The sequence below is a fragment of the Saprospiraceae bacterium genome (assembly GCA_026129545.1).
Classification (GTDB): Bacteria; Bacteroidota; Bacteroidia; order Chitinophagales; family Saprospiraceae; genus M3007.
Genome location: JAHCHX010000001.1, coordinates 3,117,683 through 3,131,449, shown reverse-complemented (window position 1 = coordinate 3,131,449; position 13,767 = coordinate 3,117,683). Strand labels below are relative to the sequence as shown.

10 protein-coding genes are annotated in these 13,767 nt (G+C 53.3%); 5 read left to right on the top strand and 5 right to left on the bottom strand.

Going from position 1 to position 13,767, the window contains the following annotated elements:
• Positions 1–88: 88 nt before the first annotated feature.
• From KIS77_12170 to KIS77_12160, 3 genes are all read right to left on the bottom strand, one after another.
• A complete protein-coding gene (locus KIS77_12170) occupies positions 89–1,141 on the bottom strand; it encodes a response regulator (protein ID MCW5923097.1) in 1,053 nt (350 codons plus the stop codon).
• A 188-nt stretch (positions 1,142–1,329) separates the two neighbouring features.
• On the bottom strand, positions 1,330–1,707 hold the full coding sequence (locus KIS77_12165) for a response regulator (GenBank protein ID MCW5923096.1): 378 nt from the start codon (positions 1,705–1,707) through the stop codon (positions 1,330–1,332).
• The gene (locus KIS77_12160) at positions 1,704–3,062 is read right to left on the bottom strand and encodes a hypothetical protein (GenBank protein MCW5923095.1); all 1,359 of its coding nucleotides are present in this window, start codon (positions 3,060–3,062) and stop codon (positions 1,704–1,706) included. Before KIS77_12160 ends, KIS77_12165 begins: the two co-directional genes overlap by 4 nt.
• Before the next feature lie 340 nt (positions 3,063–3,402).
• Here KIS77_12160 and KIS77_12155 point away from each other — a divergent pair, with 340 nt between their 5' ends.
• The 4 genes from KIS77_12155 (at position 3,403) to KIS77_12140 (ending at position 11,579) form a co-directional block, all read left to right on the top strand.
• On the top strand, positions 3,403–5,790 hold the full coding sequence (locus tag KIS77_12155; protein MCW5923094.1) for an ABC transporter permease: 2,388 nt from the start codon (positions 3,403–3,405) through the stop codon (positions 5,788–5,790).
• A gap of 208 nt (positions 5,791–5,998) precedes the next feature.
• Positions 5,999–8,440, top strand: coding sequence for an ABC transporter permease (locus KIS77_12150; protein ID MCW5923093.1), 2,442 nt, complete (start codon positions 5,999–6,001; stop codon positions 8,438–8,440).
• A 4-nt stretch (positions 8,441–8,444) separates the two neighbouring features.
• On the top strand, positions 8,445–8,807 hold the full coding sequence (locus tag KIS77_12145; GenBank protein ID MCW5923092.1) for a cupin domain-containing protein: 363 nt from the start codon (positions 8,445–8,447) through the stop codon (positions 8,805–8,807).
• A gap of 390 nt (positions 8,808–9,197) precedes the next feature.
• On the top strand, positions 9,198–11,579 hold the full coding sequence (locus KIS77_12140; GenBank protein MCW5923091.1) for an ABC transporter permease: 2,382 nt from the start codon (positions 9,198–9,200) through the stop codon (positions 11,577–11,579).
• Here KIS77_12140 and KIS77_12135 read toward each other — a convergent pair.
• Positions 11,565–11,894 carry a hypothetical protein gene (locus KIS77_12135; protein MCW5923090.1) on the bottom strand — a complete coding sequence of 110 codons (330 nt, stop codon included), beginning with the start codon at positions 11,892–11,894 and terminating at the stop codon, positions 11,565–11,567. The two genes, KIS77_12140 and KIS77_12135, sit on opposite strands and share 15 nt — an antisense overlap.
• 181 nt (positions 11,895–12,075) lie before the next feature.
• Between KIS77_12135 and KIS77_12130 the strand changes: the two genes are divergently transcribed.
• On the top strand, positions 12,076–12,315 hold the full coding sequence (locus tag KIS77_12130; protein MCW5923089.1) for a hypothetical protein: 240 nt from the start codon (positions 12,076–12,078) through the stop codon (positions 12,313–12,315).
• 26 nt (positions 12,316–12,341) lie between these two features.
• Here KIS77_12130 and KIS77_12125 read toward each other — a convergent pair whose 3' ends face one another.
• The gene (locus KIS77_12125) at positions 12,342–13,760 is read right to left on the bottom strand and encodes a DASS family sodium-coupled anion symporter (GenBank protein MCW5923088.1); all 1,419 of its coding nucleotides are present in this window, start codon (positions 13,758–13,760) and stop codon (positions 12,342–12,344) included.
• Positions 13,761–13,767: the final 7 nt, after the last annotated feature.

Genomic DNA, 13,767 nt, shown 5'->3' with positions numbered 1-13,767 from the left:
AATTCCGGATACTGTCTAATAAAAATGGGAGAACAACGGATGTATGCCCATGCCTCCTAAACGCCGCCACAGCGCCCCTCCCACCCCATCACCCCACCACCTCCCACACCATCACAGCGTTTGCTTTGTTTTTGAGCGTCAGCTCGCCCACAGGGCGGCATTGGAAGCGAGCGCCCACCTTTTCGTAAGTCGCTTGGTTGACCAGAATCTGTCCGGGCTGGGCGATGGACTGTAGGCGTTGGGCGGTGTTCACCACGTCGCCGATGACCGTGAAATCGAAGCGGCGGAGCGTGTCGGAGCCTATATTGCCCGAAATCACCTCGCCCGTGTTGATGCCTGTGGAGAGTTTGGGCAGGAAGGTCTGCGCGTCCGATAGTGTGTCTTTCATGGACTGGATGTTGGCGTTCACGGCGAGCGCGGAGCGGAGTGCGCGTGCGAGGTGGTCGTCGCCTTTGAAGACGGCCAGCACGGCATCGCCCATGAACTTGTCCACTGCACCGCTCTCGGCGATGATGGCCTTCACGATGATGTCGAAATACTTGTTGAGCAGGCGCACCACTTCGTCGGGTGGCTCGCGCTCCGAGATGGCCGTGAAGCCGCAGATGTCAATGAAAGCGATGGTGGCTTCGATGGTTTCGCTGACGAGCAGTGTGGACTCGAACTCGCGGGTACACATGAAGCGCAGCACACTGTCGTCCACATACATTTTCAGGATGTTGTTCTCCTGCAGTGCCCGAACGGTCTCTCTGAGTTGCTCGCTGAATTTGAGGGTCTTGCGGAGCGTCTGTTCCAAGTCGTTGAAATCCAGCGGTTTGGTGATGAAATCGAAGGCGCCGCGATTCATGGCCGTGCGGATGTTGGCCATGTCGCCGTAGGCTGATATGATGACGGTCTTGAGCAGCGGGTGCGTCTCGTCTATTTTTTGGAGCAGGGCGAGGCCGTCCATTTCGGGCATGTTGATGTCACTAAGCACGACTTCGATGTCGGGGTGTTCGTGGAGCCGAGTGAGTGCTTCCTTGCCGTTTTGCGCAAACACGAACTCATATTCCCCCTCGCGGATTTGGCGGCGGAATTTCTGGCGGATGAGTTGTGCCACGTCGTCTTCGTCATCCACGACTAATATTTTGTGTTTGGCGCTCATAACGTACTGTGGAGAAGTGATGCGTTTGCCTTGTCATCCTGAACAAAGTGAAGGAGCTACACAACTTTTATTGCTGTGAAAGTTCTTTTTGAACCCTCTCATCGTTGCTTGGCTTGTGTAGTTCCTTCACTTTGTTCAGGATGACAAGGCCGTTCGGTTGTTTTTTCCTAAAGCGGTTCTCAAAGGTGTCACTTCTGTAATTGCTCTAATTTCTCTTTCAATTTATTAAAATCCAGTGGTTTGTTCAGAAAATCGTTGGCGCCGAGGCGCATGGCCTCGGCTTGTTTTTCGGGGTCGCCGTAGGCCGTTATCATCACGATGAATGGCGGTGGGGCAGGGGTTTTTTCACGGATTTTGCTCAGCAGTTCCAGCCCGCTCATGCCGGGCATATTGATGTCGGACAAAATCAGGATGGCTTCAGAGGGGTGTTCCTGCAAAAAAGTCAATGCCTCTTCTCCTGAGAAACAAAAGGCGAACTGGAAGGCGCCCTCGCGGATTTCGCGCCGGAAACGCTGTTGGAACAGCGCCTTGATGTCTTGCTCGTCGTCAACGACTAAAATTTTCATTTTTCTTTCTGTTGTGGCAGTTGAATGATAAAGGTCGTCCCCTCGCCTTCTTTCGTCTCCACTTCCATCGTGCCGCCGTGTCCTTTGGTCACGATGTCGAAGGCCAGCGAAAGGCCCAGACCCGTGCCTTGCCCGGTGGGTTTGGTGGTGAAAAAAGGCTGGAAGATTTTGGCTTTCAGGCTGTCGGGGATGCCCGTGCCGTTGTCGCGGATGCGGATTTCGATGGCGTTCTTGAGTTTTTTGGTACTGATGGTGACGGTGGGGCTGTAGCCCTCCGAGGCTTGCTTTGCTTTTTGATGAACGGCGTAGAAAGCGTTGTTTATCAGGTTCAACAGCACCCGCCCGAAATCTTGCGGCACCACTTCGATTTTGCCGATGGCGGGGTCGAATTCTGTGTTCATTTTGGCGTTGAAACTTTTGTCTTTTGCTCGCAGGCCGTGATAGCTGAGCCGCAGGTATTCGTCGGCCAAAGCGTTGAGGTCGGTGGGTTCTTTGGCGCCGGTGCTGCTGCGTGCGTGTTGGAGCATTCCGCTTACGATATTGGCTGCGCGTTTGCCGTGGTGGTTGATTTTTTCTTGGTTTTGGGTCAAGTCGCTCACCAAATCCTTTACGAGCTCCCGGTCTAAGTTGGGTTTTTCGAGTTCATCCAGCAGTTCGTGGGCGAGTTCGACACTGAGTTCGGAGAAGTTGTTGACAAAGTTCAGGGGGTTCTGGATTTCGTGGGCGATGCCAGCGGTGAGTTCGCCGAGGGAGGCCATTTTTTCGGAATGGATGAGCTGGTCTTGGGCGGCTTTGAGTTCGGTGAGGGTTTTTTCGAGCGCGTCTTTTTGTTGGGTCAATTCAACGGTGCGCTCGGCCACGAGGTGTTCGAGTTCTGCTTTTCGGGCTTCGGCTTGGCGGATGCGTTCTTCCTGTTTTTGTCGCTGCTTGCGCTCGCGATTGTTTTGGACCATCGCATAAATGCCAAAACCAAAGAGCCACAGGCCAGCGAACGTCGCGGCAGACTCGAAGAACTCTTTGTAGCTGTTGTAAAAAGATGGGAGCGTGGCGCGAAATAGGTTATTCACCAAATAGATTGCGGCGACGGGCAGCAGAGCACCCGCCAGCAAGCGTGCGGAACGATGTTCGCGCAACAAATAGACGGTGATGAGCAACAAGACGTATATCAGTCTGCCGTACCAATCTTTAAGGAAACTTAAAAATGGCACGAGCGACAGAACGAAATACACGGTGGACCCCAGCCATACGTTTGCCAACACTCTGTCCCACGCAGGGGCAAGACGTGCGGTGTCCAGCGTTTTGCGGACAAGGTGTGTCACACCGACGGCGAGCAATATGGCGGGTGCCAATTCCATTGGGCGGCTGTTTTTTTACGGGGCAAGGTAAGGAAAAGGCGGATTTGCGCAGCTTCCCCCATGGCTGTCCGCTCTCGCACACCATAGCGTCCGAAACTGAACAACTTGTCGGTGTTTTTTATTTTGCAAAAAATTGATAATCAATTGATAAGATTTTCGGCACGGGGTGTGGGGAAGAACGAGGGGAAAATTTGAAAAGTGATGTTGACCTTCCTTTTCTTTTCTCCGGTCTTCCACGCTTCGCGTCGTCAAGTTTTCAGCAAGGATGAAGTACTGATTGATTCAAAATCAGGGAGGGCAATCACGAGGTGCTGGCAAATCAAGGTACAAAAATAACGCTATGATTCAAAATTATATCACCGTTGCCCTGCGCAACCTGCGGAGAAACCTGTCTTACACCTTGCTCAATGTGTTTGGATTGGCGTTGAGCCTTGGGTGTAGCATCCTGATTTTTCTGCTGGTGCGTCAGCATTTGAGCTTCGATACTTGGCACACGAAGACTGATAGGATTGCCCTAATTGGCACCGAATCGCGTGGCGAGACGGTGGAAAAAATGCCGCTCACGCCTTTCCCCATGTCAGCGGCGCTGCGACAGGAGTATTCCTTTTTGGAAAAAACGGCGATGGTGTCGAGCCGCAGCAATTCTTTGATTACCATTGAAGAGCAAGGTGCGGCACCTGTCAAATTTAAAGAGGAAAACACCCATGCGTTAGCCGAGCCAGAGCTGTTCGACATTTTCGATTTGCCTTTGACGCAAGGCAGCTTCTCGGAGTTCCGGGAGCCATATACTGCCCTTTTGACCGAAAAACTGGCCCGCAAATACTACGGCACTACCGATGCTGTGGGCAAAACATTCAAACTCAACGCCGAATTCGCTCTCCGGGTCGTGGGTATTTTGAAAGATATCCCTGACAACACGGCCTTGCAATACCAAATGTACACTTCATGGAAAACGATGGAGGCTGTTGATTCGAATGCCCGGCGCATGCTCGAAAATTGGGGCGGTATTCGGGGGGGCACTCAATGTTATGTGTTGTTCCGCGAGGGTCATTCGGCGGCAGAACTGGAATCGGCATTCGCAGGTTTTCGAGAAAAATATTTCCATCCGGAAGTGAAAAACTGGTACTATCATACACTGCCACTCAATTCCATCCACCTCGATCCCGACTATGGTTCGGGTACCAGCAAAAGTTACCTCTGGACACTCTCGCTCATCGGGCTTTTTCTGTTGTTGACGGCTTGTGTCAACTTTGTCAACATGGCTACCGCGCAGGCGCTCAACCGCGCTCGCGAGGTGGGTGTGCGCAAAACAATGGGCAGCACGCGTGGTCAGTTGTTTGGGCAATTCATGGCCGAGACAAGTCTTATCGTATTGATAGCCACTGGTTTAAGCCTAATGCTGGCGCGATTGGGAATGCCTTTCCTGAACGATTTGACGGGCTTGGGTTTGACGCTCGATTTTTCGCGGGACGGGTTGCTCTATGGTTTTTTGGCTTTGCTCATGCTTGTCGTGGTTTTTTTGGCGGGTGCTTATCCGGGCGTGGTGCAGTCGGGCTTTCGGCCTGTGGAGTCGCTCAAAGGCGCGCTCGATAGCCGACGGGTGGGTGGTTTTTCACTCCGTCGTGTGTTGGTCGGTGTTCAATTTGCCATTTCTCAAATACTCATCATTGGCGCGGTGGTGGTGACGGCGCAAATGGAATACGCCCGCACCGCCGACCTCGGCTTCCGGCGCGAGGGTATCGTGACGCTTCCTTTGGCTGACAGCGAAACAGATAAAAAGAAAACGCTCAAACAGGAGTTGGAGCAGATTGCCGGTGTGGAACAAATCAGCTTGTGCATGCAACCACCTGCTTCGGGGGCAAACTGGAAAACGCAAGTCCAGCTGGAAGGCAGAAACGAGAGGGAACCCTGGGCTATCAATTTCAAATTTGCCGATGCCAGCTATGCCGAGACATTCGGGCTTCAATTCGTGGCTGGCCGCAACTTGCAAGCTAGTGATACCCTGCGTGAGTTTATTGTGAATGAAACTGTTGTGAAGAAACTCAACCTCGCATCGGCGGAAGAAATCATCGGCAAAAAACTCGACGTGGACGGTCGGCTGCACACCGTGGTGGGCGTGGTGAAAGATTTTCACAACCATTCATTCCGGGATGCCATCGAACCGGTGTGCATGGGGAGCGACATAGAAAACTACGATGTGTGCGCGGTGAAGATAAATTTGCAAAACACTCAGCCCACCCTCGCCGCGTTCGAAAAAACTTGGACGGCGATTTACCCCGACCAGTTCTACGAATACGATTTCATGGATGAATGGATTGCTGAATTTTATGAAGAGGAGGCGATGCTTTTGCAATTGGTTCGCTTGTTTGCGGGCATCGCCATCTTTGTCGGTTGTCTTGGACTGTACGGCCTCGCGGCGTTCATGGTGGCTCGCAAAACGAAAGAAATAGGCATCCGCAAGACGCTGGGTGCGTCGGTGCCGGGTATTCTTTGGTTGTTCGGGAAGGAATACGTCCGGTTGATTGTGTTTGCTTTCGTCGTGGCTGCGCCGCTGGCTTGGTGGGCGATGAGCAACTGGCTGGCCGATTACGCCTATCGCATTTCCATCGGGGCAGGCATTTTTCTGCTTTCGCTGGTGGTCACGGTTTTGGTGGCGTTTCTCACGGTCAGTTTTCAGAGCGTGAAGGCGGCGCTGGCGAACCCGGTGAAGTCGTTGCGAAGTGAGTGAACTCTTGGTGATTTGGCTGTTCGATTTTTTGAATTAAAATACGCTCCAACGAATTATACCATGATTCGCTATGGCTTGTCGGGTGGCCATGATTGCTCTCCCTGATTTTGAACAGATTGCGCTTTTAGTCATGCCCAAAACTTGGCGGCGCGAAGTATAACGCACCACTCGCCCGACCCGCTCGCCTGGGTAGGCAAATCAACAAAAAATGCTCTCAAACTATCTCAAAATCGCCCTCCGCAACTTGCTGAAAAACCGCCTCTATGCCTTCCTCAATATCGCAGGGCTGGCACTTGGGCTGGCGTGTTGTTTTCTTGTCATCCTCTTTATCCGGCACGAACACAGTTACGACGATTTTCAGAAAAATGAAAAAACCGCTTACCGGGTCAACTACCTGCCGCGATTTGCCGACCCCGACATGGTGCTCATCAACAGCCCGGCCCCGATGGCGCCCTTGCTGGCGGCACAGATTCCCGAAATCAAAGTCGCTGCGCGGATGTACCCGCGCAGCGTGAGTGTGCGCGAACCCGGGAGCAACAAGCAGTTTGAAGTCGAAGACGCGCATTTTGCCGACAGCAGCATCCTGCAAATCCTGACCTTCGACTTTCTGGAAGGCCATGCGGCCACGGCGCTGAACGAACCGTTTTCCATTGTCCTGAATGAAACCAACGCCCGCAAATTCTTTGGCGCCCAGCCCGCGCTCGGCAAATCGCTCTATCTCGCCAACCAAGGGCCGTTCAAGGTGACAGGCGTGGTGCGCGACTGGCCTTCCAACGCCCACCTTCGCTTCGATTTTCTCGCGCCCTACTCGGCGATGTACGACATCGAACCGGACAACTCCCGCGACCAAATTCGTGACAACCTCACGCAAAACTGGGTGGCATCTCATTCTTACACCTATCTCCTGCTTGCCGATAATGCCAGCCCCGATGTGGTGGCGGGGAAAATGAGCGCGTTTATTCGTCAATTCGGCAATCCGCAAGTGCGCGACAAGCAGGAGTTTTCGTTGTTGCCCGTGCGCGATATTCACTTGAAATCAGCGGCGGACAATGAGCCAATAGCGGCAGCAAACACCCATTTTTTGCGCATCTTCCTCACCATCGGATTGCTCACGTTACTGATTGCTTGCATCAATTTTATTAACCTGACCACTGCCTCGGCCATGCAGCGGGTGCGCGAGGTGAGTTTGCGCAAGGTGCTGGGGGCGGGTCGGGGGGCGCTGATGCGGCAGTATCTCGGCGAGTCGCTGCTGATGGGCTTTATGGCTTTTTTGATGTCGTTGGTGTTGGTGGTGCTGGGGCTGCCTTTGCTCAATCGAGTGACGGGTACGGAAATCAAACTTGAATATATGCGCGATTGGCCGATGTTGGGGCTTTTTTCGTTGATTTTTATCGCGGCGGGGCTGCTGGCAGGGGGGTATCCGGCATGGTTCATCAGTCGCTTCCAGCCAGTGGCTGGGCTAAAGGGCGCGACTGGCACGCCGGGTGGGGCCTTGCTGCGAAAAATGCTCACGGCTGCACAGTTTTTTGTGGCAATCGCACTCATTGCGGGTACAATTGTGATTTTTTCACAACTGCACTATTTGCGCAATTTCCCCTTGGGATTTGAAAAGGACAATGTGTTGCGGGTGCCGCTGTTCAGCGCCAACATGAACGCCCTGTTCGGGCAGATTGACCAGAGCTGGCGCAGCAAAACCCTCGCGTTTGAGGAGGAATTGATGAAAAATTCGTCCATTGTGGCGGTGACGCAGTCGCAAGGTGTGCCGGGCTTTGGCTCGGTGCGGCGCAATTTTACGACCGACGGTATCCGCCCGGAAGACAACCTGTTCATGTCGGCGATGGCGGTGGACTACGATTTTTCGGAATTGTATGGCCTCCAAATACTCGCTGGGCGCGATTTCGACAAATCTTTCGGCACCGACCACATCAGCGGCTACCTCATCAACGAACAGGCGGTGAAAACCCTCGGCTGGCACACGCCGGAAAATGCAGTGGGCAAGCGCATCAACATGGAAGGCCGTGAGGGGCAGGTGGTGGGTGTGTTCCGCGATTTTCATTTTGCCTCGCTGCGCGGCGAAATCCTGCCATTGGCTTTGGTCGTCAGTCCCAACCAGTTCAACACGTTTTCGATTCGGTTACAGGGCGGGCGTTTCACGGAAGGCATGGCACATATCGAAAAGACATGGCAGCAGTTTTTCCCGGAAAAAGTGTTCGAGCCACAATTTTTGAATGAAGGCATTGCCCGCAGCTACGAAGCGGAGCAACGGCTTTCGGATTTGATTGGATATTTCGCTTTGCTCGCTATTCTGATTTCATGTTTTGGGTTGTTCGGCCTGACGACTTACACGGCTTTTCAGAAAACAAAAGAAATCGGTATTCGCAAAGTGTTGGGCGCGAGCGTGCTGTCGGTGGTCGGGCTGCTCAGTTCGGGTTATCTGAAACTGCTGGGCATGGCGTTTGTGCTGGCATCGCCGCTCGTTTTTTACGGGATGAATAAATGGCTGAGCGACTATCCTTACCGCGTTTCGGTGGAATGGTGGATGCTGGCAGGAGCAGGGGTTGTGGCGGTGGCAGTCGCGTTTTTGACGGTCAGTTTTCAAAGTATCAGGGCGGCGCTGGCGAATCCGGTGAAAAGCCTGCGAAGTGAATAAGTATATGAAACCACGAATCTTCAAACCCAGCGAGTCCGAAGAGTTCTTCATCGAAGAAGGGGTCTTCATCCTCGAGAACCTCAACTCGCCCGACGACCCGGCGGCTTCTATCGCTCGCGCCCGGCTGCCGGAAGGCAGCCAGACGCGCTGGCATTTTTTGGTCGGCACGGTGGAACGCTACCTCATCGCCTCCGGGCAAGGCCGCGTGGAAGTGGGCGATTTGCCCCCGACGGATGTAGGCCCGGGCGACGTGGTCGTCATTCCGGCGGGCACGCGACAGCGGATTGAAAATACCGGGAAGGGCGACTTGGTGTTTTTTTGTGTGTGTACCCCGCGTTTTCGGGCGGAGGATTATCGGGAGATTTAGCCCACGTTTACTAAACCTTCAAGGTTTAGTAAACGTGCCGCTCTGCCGAACAATGAAGTTCATTTCCCTCAAACTAAAAACCTTAAATGGCATTTGGAGAATGTTTTTGAAAAAGGCCGATGAACACCTATCCACAATTCCACTCTCGCATCCATCCACTGCCCCTTTTCTAATTTTCCCCCCTTTGTTTGCAAATCCAACATTGGATGTTGGATTTGCGGGAAACAACAAAACAGCATAAAGCCCCCGTCCGCTCCCGCACACCCCACCGTCCGATTCCGAACACCTTGCTCGCTCCCACCCGGCGCTAAAAATTTGGAAATCAACCCCTAAGCATTTCGGCACGAGGTATGGGGAAATGAGATGCCGACCAAAGCCAGCGTTACGCTTATGATTCAAAACTACCTTTCCGTTGCCCTCCGAAAACTCGCCAAACAACGCGACTACGCCCTGCTGAACGTATTGGGCTTGGGCATGAGCGTCGCCTGTGGGATTTTGATATTCGCGCTCATCCGGCATCACCTCAGTTTCGACACCTACCACAAAAACGGGGCGCGCGTAGCGCGGGTCGTGATGGATGTGCGCACGGAGGTATTGATGCCGTTCGCGGGGGTGCCCGCGCCGATGGCCAAAACCCTTCGCGCCGAGTGCGCCTTTCTGGAAAAAACAGCCATGTGCTCCGGCTATGATGAGATGTACGTCAGTGTCGTTAACCCATTGGGCAACAGAGACAAATACAAGGAGGAAGAAAACTTCGCGTGGGTGGAGCCTGAGTATCTCGACATCCTCGACTTGCCTTTGCTGCGCGGCGAGGCAAGCGCCTTGGCCGAACCCAACACGGTGATATTGAGCGAAAAACTGGCTCGAAAGTATTTTGGCGATACCGATGCTTTGGGGCAAACCCTGCGCCTCAACAACAAGACGGATTTGAGGGTGGTCGGCATCCTTCACAATTTGCCCGTCAACACAGACTACAAGCGCGAAATACTTGGCTCTTTTGAAACATTGAGAAACAGCGCTCCCACGACAAGCGGGCTGGACTCATGGGCGGGCGCGCGTGGCAACAACTATTGTTTAGCCCTGCTGCAAAAGGGACACGACATCGGTGAACTCGACCGCTTTTTGTCAATCATCAAAAAAAAATACCCTCACCCCGAATCGCCCGATTTGTTCCATTACAAGGCGAAATCCCTGCTCGATTTGCATTTCGATACCGAATACGGGTTTGGCATCAGCAAAAAATACCTATGGGCGCTGGGGCTTATTGGATTGTTCCTGCTCATCACCGCATGCGTCAATTTTGTCAATATGGCCACCGCGCAGGCCCTCACGCGCAGCCGCGAGGTGGGTGTGCGCAAGTCGCTGGGCAGCACCCGCAGGCAATTGTTTTGGCAGTTCATGTTTGAAACGGGGCTAATAGTGGCGGCTTCGTTGTTTTTGGGCTTCTTGATGGCTTGGCTTGCCCTGCCTTATCTGAACCAATGGCTCGAACACGAACTACGGTTCGATGCGCCATCCCTCATGGCAATGGCGATATTTCTCGTGGTCATGGGTGTCGTGCTGACCCTGATGGCAGGTTTTTACCCCGGCCTGATGCAATCTGGCTTCAACCCCGCCACCGCCCTTAAAGCCTCCTCCGATGTGCCGAAGGCGGGTGGTTTTTCGCTGCGGCGGGTGTTGGTGACCACGCAGTTCACGATTTCGCAAATACTCATCATCGGCGTAGTGGTGGTGTCGGCTCAGATGCGCTTTGCGCAAGAATCCGATTGGGGATTTCGTCCCGGGGCGGTGCTGACCCTCGAAGTGCCAGAGCCGTCCAATATGAACAGCCTGCGAGAGCAGCTTTCGCAGATTAGCGGCGTGAAAAGCGTGTCGTTGTGCTACCAGCCACCTGCCGCAGGCAGCAACAACCAGACGGGTGTCCGATTCGACAATCGCCCCGACGGAGAGCCGTGGTTGGCCAACGACAAGCCTGCTGATTCTCATTATTTGGAAACGTTTGGGCTTCAATTGGTGACGGGGCGCAATATCCAGCCCAGCGACACCACCCGTGAATTCCTTGTCAACGAGACATTTATCAAAAAACTGAACCTCGCTTCCCCCGATGAAATCCTGAATAAAAAAATCACGGTGGACCAAATAACGGCACCTGTCGTGGGGGTTATCCGCGATTTTCACAACTGGTCGCTTTCCGACCCAATATCCCCCATCGCCATCGGCTCGCGGGCTGAAGACTACAGAACTTGCGCCGTGCAACTCAACCCCGGCAACCCGGCCCCTGTGCTGGCGCAAATCCAAGAAGTGTGGGAGCGCCACTATCCCAATCACTACTACGAACACCGATTCATGGACGAGCGCATGGCCGATTTTATGGAAGCGGAAACGATGATTCTGAGGCTCGTACGCACTTTTGCGGGCATCGCCATTTTCATCGGATGCCTCGGATTGTACGGGCTGGCGGCTTTCATGGTGACACGCAAACGCAAGGAGGTCGGCATCCGAAAGACGCTTGGTGCCAGCGTTTCAGGCATCCTCTGGCTCTTCGGCAAAGAATATACGCGCTTGATTGTCATTGCGTTCGTTTTTGCGACACCCTTTTCCTGGTGGGCCATGAATGCGTGGCTCGATGACTACACCTACCGGATTTCGGTTGGCGCGGGCATTTTTATCATTTCACTTTTGGCGACGCTCACCGTAGCTGTGCTGACGGTCGGGGTGCAAAGTGTGCGTGCGGCATTGGCCAACCCAGTGCGCTCGTTACGCAGCGAGTGAAGTTTGCTCCCTATTATTTGAATGCAATAAAACAAAATCCGAATCTGGCGACATTCGAGAAAAAGCAATGGGCTGGTGGGCAAAACTTTGTGGCATGGTGGCAAATCCAATGTCTCGATTATGAAAAATGCCTGCCTCATTCTCCTTGTTCTCATCCTTTGCAGGGATGTCGCCCAAGGGCAAAATGCCCAGCGGTTGGGCTGCGAAGCCAAGTTTTACCTTCAAAAACCGCCCAACGTGTTCATTGCAAGAATGGAAGTTTTGCTCGACTCGTCCATCTTGGTTTCTTCCATGTTCGATACCTCTATTCAGCAAATTGAAATACCCATTTCGCGCATCGTGAAATTATACCTTGATTCGCTAGGATTTGTTAGATGAACATGATTGATGTTCTTGATTTTTAGCAGATTGCGATTGCAGCCATGCCCAAAACCTAACGGCGCGAAGTTTAAAACAGATGGGGCGGAGGGGGCATGGGGTCAAATATGGTTTTGCGATGGGTGCAAGTATAGGTTTCGTGGCGGGCATTCTTTCTGCAAAGGACGCAGACCCCAATTCCATTATCCGTGTGCCTCGCTTCGTCAACGGCTTTGCTTTCGCCATTGTGGGCGGCGCTGTGGGCGGCATTGTTGGGGGAGCGGCAAGTGTTGCCGACTCCCGATTTCGAGTTGATGGAAACCAAGGCAACTACGAGCAAAAAAAGGAGACGCTCCGCAAACTTTTGCAGTATCATTAAACCACCGCCAAAGCGCGTGGCGGCATTCACATGTACAGCCAAACCCAAAGCATCGCCGCCGCAAAAGCGGCAATAGGCCCGGCGAACATAAAAAACACCCCACCTCGGCGAAATTCTTTCTGTTGAATCAAACCAGTCGAATATGCCACCGCATTCGAGGGTGTCGAGACGGGCAACAGCAGCGAACAAGAACAGCTGATGGCCACTATGACCGGCACAGCCGTGCCGAAAGGCTGAGGCAAACTCACGGCAAGCGGCATCAAGATGGAAGCGGCGGCGGTATTGCTCATCACATTCGACAGCGACACGCCGATGAGACTGAAGAGAAATGCCACCGCAAGCGTGGGGACGGGAAGGTTGTTGATTTGCTGCATCACGATGGCTGCCAATCCCACCTCCACCAAGGCAAGCCCGAGCGCCAAGCCACCTGCTACCAACATGAGCGTGTCCCAAGGCAATGTGCGCACTTGGTCCGAATTGATAACTTGGGTGAGCGTGAGCAACAATATCGGCACTGCCGATGTGGCCGCCACCGGGATGCCGTGTATGGGTTCGGTGGCCCAGAGCGCGATGGTCGCTATCAAAGTGACGATGACAGCCCTGCGCTTGAATGGCTCGACCTTTTTTTCGCTTTCTGGTATTTTTGAAAGGTCGAGCTCGGTGTCCTTGATGTTGAGTTGTCGGCTCAAATACCTGAAAAACAGGCATATCAAGAGAAGCGCCGTCGGCAATCCCACCAGCATCCAATCAATGAAAGTGATGTGAATGCCTCTTTCCTGCAAGGCTCCCACCGCGATGGCATTGGGCGTGCTGCCGATGATGGTGCCAATGCCGCCAATGGTCGCCGAAGCCGGGATGCCCGTCAGCAAAGCAATAGAGTACTTGGATTGAGCACCCAACACACGGATGAGCGGCATGATGGACGAAATCATCATGGCTGTCGTGGCCGTGTTCGACATCACCATGCTGCCAAAAGCCGTGACGAACATTAGCCCCATCAGCAGACGCTCTGGGTCATTGCCGAACCTCCGAATCACAAGCCTGAACAGGTTGCGGTCCAATTCGGCTTCCTTCATCGCCTCCGCCAGGAAAAAACCGCCCAACAGCAACCATACCACGTTGCTGCTCCAGGTGCCGACATATATCTCTACCGAGCTGCTCTCCGAAAAAAGGTAGTCCGTCCCGAAGCCAAAAAGCAGCATCGTGACGATGAGAATGCCAACCGCAAAAGGTGGGATAGCCTCGGTTATCCAAAGGCCAATGGACAATACCGTGAGCAAAAACACATAATCCACCTCGTCGCCATAGCCCAAGCGCCTAAAAAAATAAGTAATAATCAACGCGATGGCCAAGTTGCCGATAAAGGTGGATGTGTTGAAAATCCAACCCAAGCGCAGCTTGGCGTACCATTTTTGCGCTGCGTATCTGGAATCATTTGATGCCACTGTTTAC